Source organism: Nissabacter archeti (genome assembly GCF_018257325.1).
Taxonomy (GTDB): Bacteria; Pseudomonadota; Gammaproteobacteria; order Enterobacterales; family Enterobacteriaceae; genus Chimaeribacter; species Chimaeribacter arupi.
Genome location: NZ_JAERKB010000001.1, coordinates 212,371 through 225,961 on the forward strand (window position 1 = coordinate 212,371; position 13,591 = coordinate 225,961).

Annotated in this window: 17 protein-coding genes; 7 read left to right on the top strand and 10 right to left on the bottom strand. The window is 60.6% G+C overall.

The annotated features are described in order from the left end of the window. Positions 1–2: 2 nt before the first annotated feature. From fliL to fliR, 7 genes are all read left to right on the top strand, one after another. Positions 3–482 carry a flagellar basal body-associated protein FliL gene (gene fliL, locus JK232_RS00870; RefSeq protein ID WP_072928520.1) on the top strand — a complete coding sequence of 160 codons (480 nt, stop codon included), beginning with the start codon at positions 3–5 and terminating at the stop codon, positions 480–482. 6 nt (positions 483–488) lie between these two features. Continuing rightward, positions 489–1,493: a flagellar motor switch protein FliM gene (fliM, locus tag JK232_RS00875; protein WP_072928519.1), complete on the top strand. Its 1,005-nt coding sequence runs from the start codon at positions 489–491 to the stop codon at positions 1,491–1,493. Continuing rightward, a complete protein-coding gene (fliN, locus tag JK232_RS00880; RefSeq protein ID WP_072928518.1) occupies positions 1,486–1,905 on the top strand; it encodes a flagellar motor switch protein FliN in 420 nt (139 codons plus the stop codon). Before fliM ends, fliN begins: the two co-directional genes overlap by 8 nt. A 200-nt stretch (positions 1,906–2,105) precedes the next feature. After that, positions 2,106–2,534, top strand: a complete 429-nt coding sequence (gene fliO, locus JK232_RS00885; RefSeq protein ID WP_072928600.1) for a flagellar biosynthetic protein FliO — start codon at positions 2,106–2,108, stop codon at positions 2,532–2,534. Further along, positions 2,531–3,289, top strand: coding sequence for a flagellar type III secretion system pore protein FliP (fliP, locus tag JK232_RS00890; RefSeq protein WP_072928517.1), 759 nt, complete (start codon positions 2,531–2,533; stop codon positions 3,287–3,289). The genes fliO and fliP overlap by 4 nt, the downstream gene beginning before the upstream one ends. A 12-nt stretch (positions 3,290–3,301) precedes the next feature. Further along, a complete protein-coding gene (gene fliQ, locus JK232_RS00895; protein WP_072928516.1) occupies positions 3,302–3,571 on the top strand; it encodes a flagellar biosynthesis protein FliQ in 270 nt (89 codons plus the stop codon). Position 3,572: 1 nt separating this feature from the next. Continuing rightward, a complete protein-coding gene (fliR, locus tag JK232_RS00900; RefSeq protein WP_072928515.1) occupies positions 3,573–4,358 on the top strand; it encodes a flagellar biosynthetic protein FliR in 786 nt (261 codons plus the stop codon). Positions 4,359–4,397: 39 nt separating this feature from the next. Here fliR and JK232_RS00905 read toward each other — a convergent pair whose 3' ends face one another. The 10 genes from JK232_RS00905 to rimK form a co-directional block, all read right to left on the bottom strand. Further along, a complete protein-coding gene (locus JK232_RS00905) occupies positions 4,398–4,949 on the bottom strand; it encodes a hypothetical protein (protein WP_212588656.1) in 552 nt (183 codons plus the stop codon). Further along, positions 4,940–5,581: a hypothetical protein gene (locus tag JK232_RS00910; protein ID WP_101828903.1), complete on the bottom strand. Its 642-nt coding sequence runs from the start codon at positions 5,579–5,581 to the stop codon at positions 4,940–4,942. Before JK232_RS00910 ends, JK232_RS00905 begins: the two co-directional genes overlap by 10 nt. A 129-nt stretch (positions 5,582–5,710) precedes the next feature. Next, complete coding sequence (gene rlmC / locus JK232_RS00915) at positions 5,711–6,838, bottom strand: 23S rRNA (uracil(747)-C(5))-methyltransferase RlmC (RefSeq protein WP_212588657.1); 1,128 nt, start codon at positions 6,836–6,838, stop codon at positions 5,711–5,713. 97 nt (positions 6,839–6,935) lie between these two features. Further along, entirely contained in the window at positions 6,936–7,385 is a 450-nt protein-coding gene (locus JK232_RS00920) for a YbjO family protein (protein WP_072928511.1), read from the bottom strand. A gap of 96 nt (positions 7,386–7,481) precedes the next feature. After that, positions 7,482–8,327 (bottom strand): putrescine ABC transporter permease PotI, encoded by an 846-nt coding sequence (potI, locus tag JK232_RS00925; RefSeq protein WP_072928510.1) that lies wholly within the window; start codon positions 8,325–8,327, stop codon positions 7,482–7,484. Next, positions 8,324–9,277 (bottom strand): putrescine ABC transporter permease PotH, encoded by a 954-nt coding sequence (gene potH, locus JK232_RS00930; protein WP_072928509.1) that lies wholly within the window; start codon positions 9,275–9,277, stop codon positions 8,324–8,326. The genes potI and potH overlap by 4 nt, the downstream gene beginning before the upstream one ends. 13 nt (positions 9,278–9,290) lie before the next feature. Further along, entirely contained in the window at positions 9,291–10,424 is a 1,134-nt protein-coding gene (gene potG, locus JK232_RS00935) for a putrescine ABC transporter ATP-binding subunit PotG (protein ID WP_072928508.1), read from the bottom strand. A gap of 159 nt (positions 10,425–10,583) precedes the next feature. Further along, positions 10,584–11,693: a spermidine/putrescine ABC transporter substrate-binding protein PotF gene (gene potF / locus JK232_RS00940; RefSeq protein WP_072928507.1), complete on the bottom strand. Its 1,110-nt coding sequence runs from the start codon at positions 11,691–11,693 to the stop codon at positions 10,584–10,586. Between the two features lie 403 nt (positions 11,694–12,096). Then, positions 12,097–12,576, bottom strand: coding sequence for a YbjN domain-containing protein (locus tag JK232_RS00945; protein WP_072928506.1), 480 nt, complete (start codon positions 12,574–12,576; stop codon positions 12,097–12,099). Between the two features lie 106 nt (positions 12,577–12,682). Then, on the bottom strand, positions 12,683–13,585 hold the full coding sequence (gene rimK / locus JK232_RS00950; RefSeq protein WP_072928505.1) for a 30S ribosomal protein S6--L-glutamate ligase: 903 nt from the start codon (positions 13,583–13,585) through the stop codon (positions 12,683–12,685). Between the last annotated feature and the right edge of the window lie 6 nt (positions 13,586–13,591).

The window sequence follows — 13,591 nt, forward strand, 5'->3', positions numbered from 1 at the left end:
CCATGTCTGAACAAGCCAACAAAGCCAAAGGTAAACGCTTCCCCTGGATGATCATTCTCATCGTGGTCGCCATTGCCGCCTGCGCGGCAGCGGGCTACAGTTGGTGGAGAATGCATAATCATACCGAGGGTACAGTCAGCGCGAAACCTCAGCCGCCTGCTCCCCCGGTGTTTATGCCGCTGGACACCTTTACCGTGAATCTCCAGACGCCAACCAATGACCCGGACCGCGTCCTGTATATCGGTCTGACCCTGCGCCTGCCGGATGAAGAGACCCGTGCCACCCTGACCGGTTACCTGCCGGAAGTGCGCAGCCGCCTGCTGTTGCTGCTGTCGCGCCAGACGCCGGCCCAGCTGGCCAGTGAAGCGGGCAAGCAACAACTTATGGGCCAGATCAAAGACGTGCTCCGCCCGTCGATGGTCCACGGCCAGCCGGAACAAAAGGTGACGGATGTCCTGTTCACCGCCTTTATCTTACGGTGACCGGTTATGGGCGATAGCATCCTTTCCCAGGCCGAGATTGACGCACTGCTGAACGGTGACAGCAACAGTGATGAACCTGTTGCCGCCGCCGGCAGTGAAAATGATGTCCGGCCCTATGACCCGACGACCCAGCGCCGCGTGGTGCGTGAACGCCTTCAGGCGCTGGAGATTATCAACGAGCGGTTTGCGCGCCACTTCCGGATGGGGCTGTTCAACCTGTTGCGACGCAGCCCGGACATCACGGTCGGCGGCATCAAGATCCAGCCTTACCATGAGTTTGCCCGTAACCTGCCGGTGCCGACCAACCTGAACCTGGTGCAGCTGAAGCCGTTGCGCGGTACCGCCCTGTTCGTGTTTGAGCCGAGCCTGGTGTTTATCGCCGTTGACAACCTGTTCGGCGGTGACGGACGCTTCCCGACCAAAGTCGAGGGGCGTGAGTTTACCCACACGGAACAACGGGTAATCAAGCGGATGCTGCGGCTGGCGCTGGATGCCTACGGTGATGCCTGGAGCGCGATTTACAAGATTGATATCGAGTATGTGCGTGCCGAGATGCAGGTGAAGTTCACCAATATTACGACCTCACCGAACGACATCGTGGTCACCACGCCGTTCCACGTCGAGATCGGTGCGCTGAGCGGGGATTTCAACATCTGTATCCCGTTCGCCATGATTGAACCGCTGCGCGAGCTGCTGACCAACCCGCCGCTGGAGAACTCCCGCCAGGAGGACAACAACTGGCGCGATACGCTGGTGCATCAGGTGCAGCACTCTGAGCTGGAGCTGGTGGCGAACTTCGCCGAAATCCCGCTGCGGTTATCACAAATTATGAAATTACAACCGGGTGACGTGCTGCCGATTGAGAAAGCCGACCGCCTGATTGCCCATGTTGATGGTGTGCCGGTACTGACCAGTCAGTACGGTACGCTGAACGGCCAGTACGCGCTGCGCGTGGAACACCTGATTAACCCTATTTTGAATTCGCTGAATGAGGAACAGCCCAATGACTGACGCCAACCAGCCGACTGACGCAGGAACCGGATCCGTGGACGATTTATGGGCTGATGCGTTCAACGAACAGCAGCAGGCTGCCGAAAAACCGGTCCCGACCACTGAAGGGGTGTTCAAATCCCTGGAGCCGCACGAAGGGCTGGGCAATTTGCAGGATATCGACATGATCCTCGATATCCCGGTCAAGCTCACGGTGGAACTGGGCCGCACCAAGATGACCATCAAAGAGCTGCTGCGCCTGTCGCAGGGTTCCGTGGTGGCGCTGGACGGCCTGGCGGGTGAGCCGCTGGACATCCTGATCAACGGTTACCTGATTGCCCAGGGTGAAGTGGTGGTGGTCGCTGACAAGTTCGGCGTGCGCATCACTGACATCATTACCCCTTCTGAACGTATGCGCCGCCTGAGCCGTTAATGACGACACTGACCAACCTGTACGCTGACCACCCTGCTGCCCCGGCTGTTGCGCCGGCGGCAGAGGCTGCACCGGCCGCTGCCGCCCCTGCGGCGGCTGTTCCGGCACCACCGGCCGCCCTACAGCCGGTTGCAGAACACCCCGCCGCACCCTCGGTTGCAGAAAAAGCGGTTGCAGAAAAAGCGGTTGCAGAAAACCCGATGGCAGAAAAGCCGGTCGCCTCGCAACCGGTTGCCGCCCCTGCCCCGGTGGTGGCGGTGCCGCCCGCCCCGGCGATTTCTACCGGGTCGCTGGTGACGCAGGTGGGTTCCGGGCTGGGCGGCATTCTGCTGCTGATCCTGCTGGCGGGCTGGGTGGTCAAGCGTCTGGGCTTCGCCCCGCAACGCCGTAACAGCGCGTTGCTGAAGGTGACGGCCAGTTGCCAGGTCGGCCAGCGTGAGCGGGTGGTGATTGTGGAGGTGGACAATACCTGGCTGGTGCTGGGTGTGACGCCGACCCAAATCACCCCGCTGCATACCCTGAGCGCGCCGCCGGCACAACCGCCTGCGGCGACAGCGGCCACCCCGGCCGCAGCCCAGTTCCGTCAGTTACTGAACAATGTGCTTCACCGCCCGGATAAATCGGCATGACCACGACCTCTCTCCTGCGCCGCACCCTGACCCTGGGGCTGCCGGCCCTGCTGTTGCTCGCCGCCCCTGCGGCTTTTGCCCAGGTGCCGGGCTTTGTCAGCCAGCCCCTGGCCAATGGCGGCCAGAGCTGGTCGCTGCCGGTGCAGACGCTGGTGTTTATCACCACGCTGACGCTGCTGCCTGCCGGGCTGCTGATGATGACCAGCTTTACCCGCATCATCATCGTGCTTGGCCTGCTGCGCAACGCCCTCGGTACGCCGTCTGCCCCGCCTAACCAGGTGATGCTGGGGCTGGCGCTGTTTTTGACCTTCTTCGTGATGGCGCCGGTGTTCGACAAGATCTATACCGACGCGTACCAGCCGTTCAGTGAAAACAAGATCAGCATGGAAACGGCGATGGAGCGCGGCACCGTGCCGCTGCGTGAATTTATGCTGCGCCAGACGCGGGAAACTGACCTGGCGCTCTATGCCCGGCTGGCGAACCTGCCGCCGTTGCCGGGGCCGGAAGCGGTACCGATGCGCATCCTGCTGCCCGCCTACGTGACCAGCGAGCTGAAAACCGCGTTCCAGATTGGGTTTACGGTGTTTATCCCGTTCCTGATTATTGACCTGGTGGTCGCCAGCGTGCTGATGGCGCTGGGGATGATGATGGTGCCGCCTGCCACCATCTCCCTGCCCTTCAAGCTGATGCTGTTTGTGCTGGTGGATGGCTGGCAGCTGCTGCTTGGCTCGCTGGCCCAAAGTTTCTTCAGTTGACCCGGAGGCACCATGACCCCTGAATCGATTATGGCGATGGGCAGCGAGGCGATGAAAGTCGCCCTGCTGCTGGCCGCCCCGCTGTTGCTGGTGTCGCTGGTGACCGGTCTGGTGGTGAGCCTGTTGCAGGCCGCCACCCAGATAAACGAAATGACCCTCTCCTTTATCCCGAAGATCCTGGCGGTGGTCGGCACTATGGTGGTGGCCGGGCCGTGGATGCTGAATTTGTTGCTGGACTATATGCGCACGCTGTTCAGCAGCCTGCCGACGATTATCGGCTGATATGCTGACGCTGGACACCTCCCAGCTCGGCCAGTGGCTGAGCCTCTATTTCTGGCCGCTGCTGCGCATCCTGGCATTGCTGAGCAGCGCCCCGCTGTTTGGTGAGAAGCAGATCCCGGCGCGGGTGAAACTGGGGCTGGGGCTGCTTATCACCGTGCTGATTGCCCCCAGCCTTCCGGCCAACGACACGCCGATTTTTTCCGGGGCCGCCGCCTGGCTGGCGATCCAGCAAATCATGATTGGCGTAGCGCTGGGGCTGACGATGCAGATGGCGTTCGGCGCGGTGCGGATGGCCGGTGAGATTATCGGCTTGCAGATGGGCCTGTCGTTCGCCACCTTCTTCGACCCCTCCAGCGGCCCGAACACCTCCGTGCTGACACGCATCATGAACCTGCTGGCGGTGCTGCTGTTTTTGAGCTTTGACGGCCACCTGTGGCTGATTTCCATGCTCGCGGACAGCTTCCACACCCTGCCGGTGCGCAGCGATCCTTTACAGGGCAACGGGTTTATGGCGCTGGCCCAGACCGGCGGCCTGATTTTCAGCAGTGGGCTGATGCTGGCGTTGCCGATTATCACCCTGTTACTGACGCTGAACATGGCGCTCGGCCTGCTGAACCGGATGACGCCGCAACTCTCGGTGTTTGTGATCGGTTTCCCGATCACCATGATCGTCGGCATGTTGACCCTGAGCATGATGATGCCGCTGCTGGCCCCGTTCTGCGAACGCCTGTTCGGGGAAATTTTCGACCGGCTGGTGGTTATCCTCGGCGGTATGGTCGGCGGCTAAGGCGGCCCGGAACACGGGCCGCTGAGGGAATACTGACGCTTATGGCCAGGTTTTGGTGCCCCAGGTCATCTTCCCGCGGAATTCGTCCTCTTTCAGCTCCTCACGCCCCTCATACATTAATGCCATACACTCCTTTCCTTTGTCGCCAATTTTACGCAAGGCCTCGGTTGCGCTGTCGTAATAGCGCACTGCTGACGCTTTGGTGTAATTGAGACTGATGAAACCAGGGCAAAGATATTGCCAGTCATACAAGTTGATCTCTGACTTATCGATCGTTTTACCAATGTCCGGCAATATATCGAGCGTTGCTGCCGGGTTTGATGTTAAGGAAAAAGCTAATGAGGTCAGTAGTGCATCCCGTTGCTGCTGATTGGCTGTCGAGGCAAAGAGCGGCAGGGTATTCAGCCATGCCGGTTCCCCTTTGGCAACACCCGAGAGCAGCGTTTGCCACGCGTCAGGTTGCTTAAGCACCACCCAGGCGTTGTCTGCGCCCCCGTCTTCAGCAGCATGGCGCAGGGAATCGGGTGTCAGTGAGGCCTGGGAAACAAGGGGAAACAGGGAGAGCGCTATAAGAGCGGTTTTTATGGCCATGTTTTGGTGCCCCAGGTCATCTTCCCGCGCTGCTCTTCTGCCTCGATTTCATCCATAGAGGCGTTTATTAATGCCAGACAGCCCGCCCCCTTATCGCCTGTTTTTTCAAGGGACTGGCTGACGCTGGAATAATAGTTCAGGGTGGACTGGCGGGTATATTCCAGCGTCATCGGCACCCCACACACGATATCCGTACCAAAACGGCCCAGCGCGTAGGCACCCTGTTGCGCCCGGATATCGAGGCTTTTGGCTACCCGCAGTGTGGCCGGCGGATCAGCGACCAACGCAAGACTTAACGCTGTCATTACATCGCCGGCCTGTTTTTCATCCGCCTCTGCCCCTATCAATGGAATAAGGTTGAGCCACCTCTCCTCGCCGCGGGCAATACCCGCCGTGACGGTTCGCCATTGTGCATCATTTTTCCTGAGCACCTCCATCATCTTATCCGCGCCAAATTCACTGACGGCATAGGTGATATTTTCCGGCGTGACGGCTCCCCATGACCTACCCGGACAGAAAGTCACCACCGGGCAGAAAATAAAGAGTACAGCCCATTTCATCTGACCCCCTCTACATCGCCGCCAATGGGCTTCGCCACTCTTTTTTCTTATTGGGTATACCAGAATCGGCATCCTTCTCTCCTTGCGTTAACCCTGAAAACCGTGGGTGTTATACGCCGGTGTCAACCGGCGTTGCAGGGAGAGCGATCACCTTTTTATAAGGTGCGGGGATTTTCAGAGGTTTAGTAGCGGCGGGGCCGATCAGCGGCGGACCAGCAGGGTCAGCACTTCGTAGTGCGCGGTATGCGGGAACATGTCGAACAGCTGCACTTTTTCGCAGGCGTAATCCGGCAGGTTGGCCAGGTCGCGCGCCATGCTCTCCGCGTTACAACTGGAGTAGAGAATATAGGGCGGCGCCATGCGGCTGAGGTAGTCGCACAATGCATTGCCGATGCCGCGCCGCGGCGGGTTGACCAGCACCAGATCCGGTACCTGCGCCTCGTGGGTGGCGAAACCGGTGGAGTCCAGCGCCTGGAAATTGACCTGTGTCAGCCCCAGCGTATCGGCAGAACGGCGGGCGCAGGCGATCGCCTCGGCGCTGATTTCAATGCCGGTCAGCGCCATCTCCGGGGTGGCGCAGTGCAGGCCAAACCCACCCACGCCGCAGAACAGATCCCACATCGCCTTGACCGGCAGCGCCCGTACCCAGTCGCGCGCCGTGGCGTAGAGCGTGGCCGCCACCTGCGGGTTGGTCTGGAAAAAGCTGCGCGGGCGCAGGTAGAGCGGCACCTGGTTGAACTGCTCTGCCAGCATCTGGTCGTCCGTCAGCATGATTTCGGTATCGCCTTCCAGAATCGCCATATGCACCGGCTGGAGGTTCACCGAGATCACCCGCAGTTGCGGCACCTGCTGTTGCAGCCACGGCAGCGCCGCACGCAGTTGCGCCAGTTTGCTCTCTGAGCGCAGCACAAAACGCAGCATCAGCCCGCCGACCAGCGTGCTCTGTGTCAGCAGGATAAACTTCAGCTCGCCGCGTTTGCGCGCGACGTTGTAGGGCGTCAGCCCTGCGCGGGCGATAAAGGTTTTCAGCACCGCAAATACCGGCTCAAACGAGGCGGGGTACAGCGGGCACGCGGTGAGATCCACCGGGGTGCCGTCGCGGTGCAGCATCCCGAGCAAGGGCCGCTCCACGCTGCCGCTGACCACCATTTTGGCTTTGTTGCGAAACGCCTGCTGCGGCCCGGTCACCGGCGGCAGCCACTGCGCCACCGGCCGTGCGGCCAGCAACTGCTGTAACTGCTGCTGTTTCTGTTCCAGTTGTTGGGCGTAAGGCAAAGCCAGCCACTGGCAGGATCGGCAGGTGTTGGCGTCATACTGTGCGCAATGCATAAGTTACCTGGTCGGGTGTCGCCCGGCAGCGGGCGCAAGAGGGGCGAAAATCAAGGGCGCAAAGTGTACTGTATGCGCCCGGTCAATGCCAGTGGGCTTAGCGGCGGCGTGAGAAAAAGCGGCGGCTGGAAGGCGGGAGGAACAGCAACAACAGCACCAGCGCATCAGGCAGTTTCTGCATCACCAGCGCGTTGGCCGCTTCGGCCGGGTCAGCACTCTCCAGGCGGAAAATCTTCGGCCCGAACCAGTCAAACGAGGCCAGCAGCATATAGCCCACCACCACCAGCTGGCAGCCGAAATAGAGCCAGCGCCCCCAGTTGCGGGCGCGCATCACCGCATAGGCGCAGTGCGCCTCCACCAGGATGATCATCAGGCTACAGAGCAGCAGCAGCGTATTGAGCCAGTTTTCCGTGCTTGCGCGGATAAAGTCCCCGATACCGGCCATGCCCAGCTCATCAAACAGCAGCAGGAACCCCAGCAGCCGGGTCGCGATAATCGCGCTTGCACCAATCATTACGGGAACGGGAATAAATGCCAGACGACTCATTGATCTGAATGCTCTCCTGCCTGCCACATCATTGTGAAAAGAAGACGCCGCCAGGGGGCGGCGTCGGCAAGAAAAGCGTAACAGCTTTAGGATAAATCAGCCACGCGCGGCCCGTTGTAAATCGCGCACCCGCTGCTTTTCTGCGCGGGCCATAAACCACCAGGCGATAAGGCCTATCACCCCCACCACCAGCAGGATCAGCGACGCCAGCGCGTTGATCTCCGGGTTCACCCCCAGACGCACACTGGAGAACACCAGCATCGGCAGCGTGGTCGCCCCCGGCCCTGAAACGAAGCTGGCGATCACCAGGTCATCCAGCGACAGGGTAAAGGCCAGCAACCAGCCGGACACCAGCGCCGGGGCGATCATCGGCACGGTGATCACGAAGAAGACCTTGAGCGGCGCGGCGCCGAGATCCATCGCTGCCTCCTCAATGGAGCGGTCCAGCTCACGCAGCCGGGAGCCGATCACCACCGCCACATAGGCGGTACAGAAGGTGACATGCGCCAGGAAGATGGTGAACATGCCGCGCTCCTGCGGCCAGCCGATGGCGTGGCCGAGCGCCACAAACAGCAGCAGCAGCGACAGCCCGGTGATCACATCCGGCATTACCAGCGGGGCGGTGAGCATAAAGGCGAAGCCGGTCGCACCGCGGAAGCGGCCGAAACGTACCATCACCACCGCCGCCAGCGTGCCGAGGACAACCGCCGCGGTGGCGGCGCAGGCGGCAATGGTCAGGCTCAGGCCCACGGCGCTCATCATCGCGCTGTCGTGGAACAGTTGCCCATACCAGCGCACTGACCAGCCGGCCCACACCGTCACCAGCTTCGAGCTGTTGAACGAGTAGATAACCAGCATCAGCATCGGCGCGTAGAGGAAGGTGAAGGCCAGCACCAGGATCAGGATGCGCCACGGCGAACGTATTACCGGTAAATTACTCATTCCCCGTCTCCCAGGCTTTTGTTCTGATGTTTGTGGAACCAGAGGATCGGCACAATCAGCAGCAGCAGCATCACAATCGCCACCGACGAGGCCACCGGCCAGTCGCGGTTATTGAAGAACTCCTGCCACAGCACGCGGCCAATCATGATGCTGTCCGGCCCGCCGAGCAGTTCCGGGATCACGTACTCCCCCACCGCCGGGATAAACACCAGCATGGAGCCGGCGATAATCCCGCCTTTGGTCAGCGGCACGATCACCTGGAAAAAGGTTTTCAGCGGCCGTGCCCCAAGATCAAGCGACGCCTCCACCAGCGAGTAGTCAATGCGTGACAGCGCAGTGTAGATCGGCAGCACCATAAACGGCAGGTAGGAGTACACCACGCCGATATAGACCGCGAGGTTGGTGTGCAGGATCACCAGCGGCTGGTCGATCACCCCGGCCCACATCAGCACGTTGTTCAGCACGCCGTTATTTTTCAGGATGCCCATCCAGGCGTAGACGCGGATCAAAAACGACGTCCACGACGGCAGGATCACCAGCAGCAGCAGAATGTTGCGCGTCGACGGTTTGCTGTGCGCCACCGCCCAGGCGAGCGGGTAGCCGATCGCCAGGCAGCAGAGCGTTGAGACTGCCGCCACGCGCAGCGACTGGAGGTAGGCGTCGATGTAGAGCGGATCGTCCGTCAGCGACAGGTAGTTGTTGAGGTTCAGCACGATATTCAGCGTGCCGTCCGCCCAGCTCACCAGATCGGTATAAGGCGGGATGGCGCGCGCCATCTCAGCCAGGCTGATTTTGAACACAATCAGGAACGGCAACAGGAACAGCAGCAGCAGCCAGATAAACGGCAGCGCGATCACCAGCTTGCGGCCGTGGGCCATTTTCTGGCGGGCAAACCAGGTTTTCAGCGGCCGCGCCGGGGCGGCCGGGGGGCGTTCGGTTAACAGGGTCATGGCGTTCTCCTGATCAGGCCGTCAGCACAACACAGCTGTCCGCGTCCCAGCAGAGGCGCACTTCATCGCCCCAGGTAGGCATACCTTTGCGGTAGCGGTGATCGTTTTGCAGCTGGGCGGTGATCATCTGGCCGCTGTGCAGCCGCACATGGTAAATCGACAGGTCGCCGAGGTAAGCGATATTCACCACCTCCCCCACCGCGAAGTTGCAGCCGTTGGCCGGCACCTCGTCACACAGGCCGATTTTCTCCGGGCGCAGCGCCACAAACACCGGCACGCCGTCTACCACCGAGGCATCCGGGTCCACCTGCAACGGGTGGATAAGGCCGGGGCTGGCGATCACCAGCGCATCGTCGCGCCGCTCCTGCAACACGCCCTCGAACACGTTGACGGAGCCGATGAATTCGGCGCTGAAACGGGTGTTGGGGTGCTCGTAGATCTCCTCCGGCTCGCCAATCTGCACGAATTTGCCGCGGTTCATGATGGCAATGCGCCCGGCCATGGTCATCGCCTCTTCCTGGTCATGGGTTACCATCACGCAGGTGGCGCCGACGCGCTCCAGGATGTCCACCACTTCCAGCTGCATCCGGTCACGCAATTTTTTGTCGAGCGCGCCCATCGGCTCATCGAGCAGCAGCAGTTTCGGCCGTTTCGCCAGGCTGCGGGCCAGCGCGACACGCTGGCGCTGGCCGCCGGAGAGCTGGTGCGGCTTGCGTTTGGCGTACTCTTCCATGTGCACCAGCGTCAGCATTTCGGCGACGCGCGCTTTGATGTCAGCGCCGGGCAGCTTGTCCTGCTTGAGGCCGAACGCGATGTTCTGCTCCACCGTCATGTGCGGGAACAGCGCGTAGGACTGGAACATCATGTTAATCGGCCGCTGGTAAGGCGGCACGTGTGACAGGTCCTGGCCGTCCAGCACGATCTGGCCGTGGGTCGGCGTTTCAAAACCGGCCAGCATCCGCAGCAGCGTGGATTTGCCGCAGCCGGAAGCGCCCAGCAGGGCAAAAATCTCGCCTTTGTAAATGGTCAGGCTGACGTCATCTACCGCAGCCTGGCCGTCGAAGGATTTGGTCAGGTTACGGATCTCAAGCAGTGGCGTCACAACTTTCTGGGTCTTGGGCTGAGGGCGGGGAATCGCGTCATTCACTCAGTGTGTTCTCCGGCAAAAGCGGGTCAATGCTGCATGCTGTGTATGCAGCGCTGTCAATTATCACTTTCTATAAGAATAACAGGCGGTCGTGAAACCGCCTGTCGGATCAGGGTCAGGGAGGTCAATGCCCCGGCGTGCGGGGCAACAGGGGGCGGCTTATTTACCGCTCTTTACCCTGGTCCAGGCACGGGTACGCACGCGGTCAATCTTCGGCTCCTGCACCTTCAGAGTAAACATCTTGGCGCGCACGTCCTCCGGCGGGTAGATGCCGGGGTTGTTACGCACGTCGGCATTCACCAGCGGGGTAGCCGCCAGGTTGCCGCTGGCGTAATACACGGTGTTACTGATGTTCGCCATTACGTCCGGCTTCATCAGGTAGTTGAGGAACTGGTAGGCTTCCTCTTTGTTTTTGGCGTCTGCCGGCATGGCCAGGACGTCAAAGAAGGCCAGCGCGCCCTCTTTCGGGATGCTGTAGGCCACATTCACGTTGTTTTTCGCCTCTTTGGCGCGGTTGGCTGCCTGCATTACATCCCCTGCCCAGCCGACCGCCACGCAGATGTCGCCGTTCGCCAGATCGTTGATGTATTGCGACGAGTGGAAGTAACGGATGTTCGGCCGCAGTTTCAGCAGCAGATCGGTGGCCGCGCCGCTGTAGTCCGTGGCGGTGCTGCTGTTCGGATCTTTGCCGAGGTAGTTCAGCACCGTGGCGAAGATCTCTTCCGGCGCATCCAGGAATGACACGCCGCAGCTTTTCAGCTTCTCGAGGTTTTCCGGCTTCAGCACCAGGTCCCAGCTGTTGACCGGGGCATCGGTGCCCAGCGCGGCTTTGACTTTCTCCACGTTGTAGCCGATGCCGGTGGTGGCCCACAGGTACGGGATGGCGTATTTGTTGTCCGGGTCGTGCTTCGCCACCAGCTTCAGCAGCTCAGGGTCGAGGTTTTTGTAGTTCGGCAACTTGCTCTTGTCGAGCGGCTGGAACACGCCTGCGCCCAGCTGGCGCTCCAGGAAGCTGGCGGACGGTACCACCAGGTCAAAGCCGGTGCTGCCGGCCATGAGTTTGCCTTCCAGCACCTCATTGGAGTCGAAGACGTCATACACCACCTTGATGCCGGTCTCTTTCTGGAAATTGGCTAAGGTGTCGGGCGCGATATAGTCAGACCAGTTGTACACATGCAGCGTTTTTTCTTCCGCCACAGCGGAAACGGAGGCCGCCATCAGCAGGCCGGCAACCAGGCCTGATAACCAGTTTTTACGCGGGATAACCATCCGTAACTCCTTCCAGAACAGGGAAAATCATCGAAATAAACGTGTATCTCACGGAGATACAACACCTTTCCTGACCTAGCGCCGTTGCTGCCCACACCGTTGCATAGCCATGCATACGGCAGGGGGTTGCCCATCACGGGATTAACCGCTTGGTTTTTCAGGGGTATCGCAGGCCCTACACAGAACCAGAAGCATAACCCCTGTTGCCGCGTCACACCATAGCCCAGCGTAAAAAACGCCTTTTATCGAATTTTTATGCATTTTTTGTCTATGTGATACGCCGGGTACACGATAAACGGCGAGAAATATCCGGCAATAAAGGGGAAAACGCAGAATAAAACAGCGAAAAAGCAAGGGGCGGGAAGATTTGCCGCCGGGGAAGCGGCAAAAAAGGGAGGCGGGATCAGTGCAGGCGGTGGAGGATCTCAACCGGCGGCGCGTTGTCATCCTCTTCGCCTAAAAACAGCAGGTCATTGGCACGGGCTTCCAGGATGATCATCGAGACCTGCTCCTCGCTCTGCTGCATAAAGCTGCTGAATTGCGCAAGCGTCACGCCGACCATCACGCTCAGTGACTGGCAGACAATCAGCTTCGGCAGGTTGTCATCCTGAATATCGATAAACGCCTTGGCTGACAGCGAGCTGGCGTTAATCTGGCTCAGGTCAGCGAACAGCGGGATCAGTGCGGTCGGCTTCACTTCTGCCAACGCTGAGAACAAAATCACGTTATCCACCAAATCGATCTTGGCATCGAAAACGCCATCAAAATTCTGCATATGCGGCAGATGGAGAGCCTGACAGGAATCGCACTCAAAGAACGATATCCCCAATTGATCCAGCCAGCGGCGCAGTTGCGCCAGATCGGGGATGGTGAGTGAATCCATAATTAGTCTGCCTCACGGGTTACGGAGATGGGAAAAGTGGCATAGCTTACGGAATAATCCGCCGCAACGCCATGCACAATCACATCGCGGGCGATGGGTTTCAGATTTAACCGCCGGATTTCAGCCGGTCGCCGCTTAAGAGGCGCTGCTCAATCCGGGCGATCATCATGCCGGCGATGTCGAGGCCGGTGGTGGCCTCAATGCCCTCCAGCCCCGGCGAGGCGTTGACTTCAATCACCAACGGGCCGCTGTCAGCACGCAGGATGTCAACCCCGGCCACCTCCAGCCCCAGCGTGGCGGCGGCTTTTACCGCGATGGCGCGTTCGGCGGCACTGAGGGTCACCGGGCAGGCGATGCCGCCCCGGTGCAGGTTGGCGCGGAATTCACCGGGCTGCGCCCGGCGCATCATGGCCGCTACCACGTCGCGGCCAATCACCAGGCAGCGGATGTCGCACCCTTGCGCCTCACGGATGAACGCCTGCACCAGCACAGGCACAGTCAGGCCGCGGAAGGCCTCAATCACGCTTTGCGCCGCCTGGCGGGTATCGGCCAGCACCACACCGATGCCCTGGGAACCTTCCATCAATTTAACCACCAGCGGCGCCCCGCCGACTAACGCGATCAAGTCATCGGTATCGTCCGGTGAATGTGCAAAACCGGTAACCGGCAGCCCGATGCCCTGCCGGGCCAGGAGCTGCAACGTGCAGAGTTTGTCCCGCGCACGGGCAATCGCGGCCGCGTGATTGAGCGGAAAACTGCCCAGCATTTCGAACTGGCGCAGCACCGCCAGGCCATAGGGGGTGGTCGCCGGGCCCACCCGCGGGATCACCGCCTGGTAGCCGGTGAGTGCCCGCTTCTGATAATACAGGGCGGGCGCGGCCGGGTTGATGTTCATCGAGCACGCCAGGGGATCGATAACCTCGGCGTCATGGCCGCGGCTGACAGCCGCCTCATGCAGGCGGCGGCTGGAATAGAGCGTGGCATCGCGCGAGAGAATGGCAATTTTCACAACAGG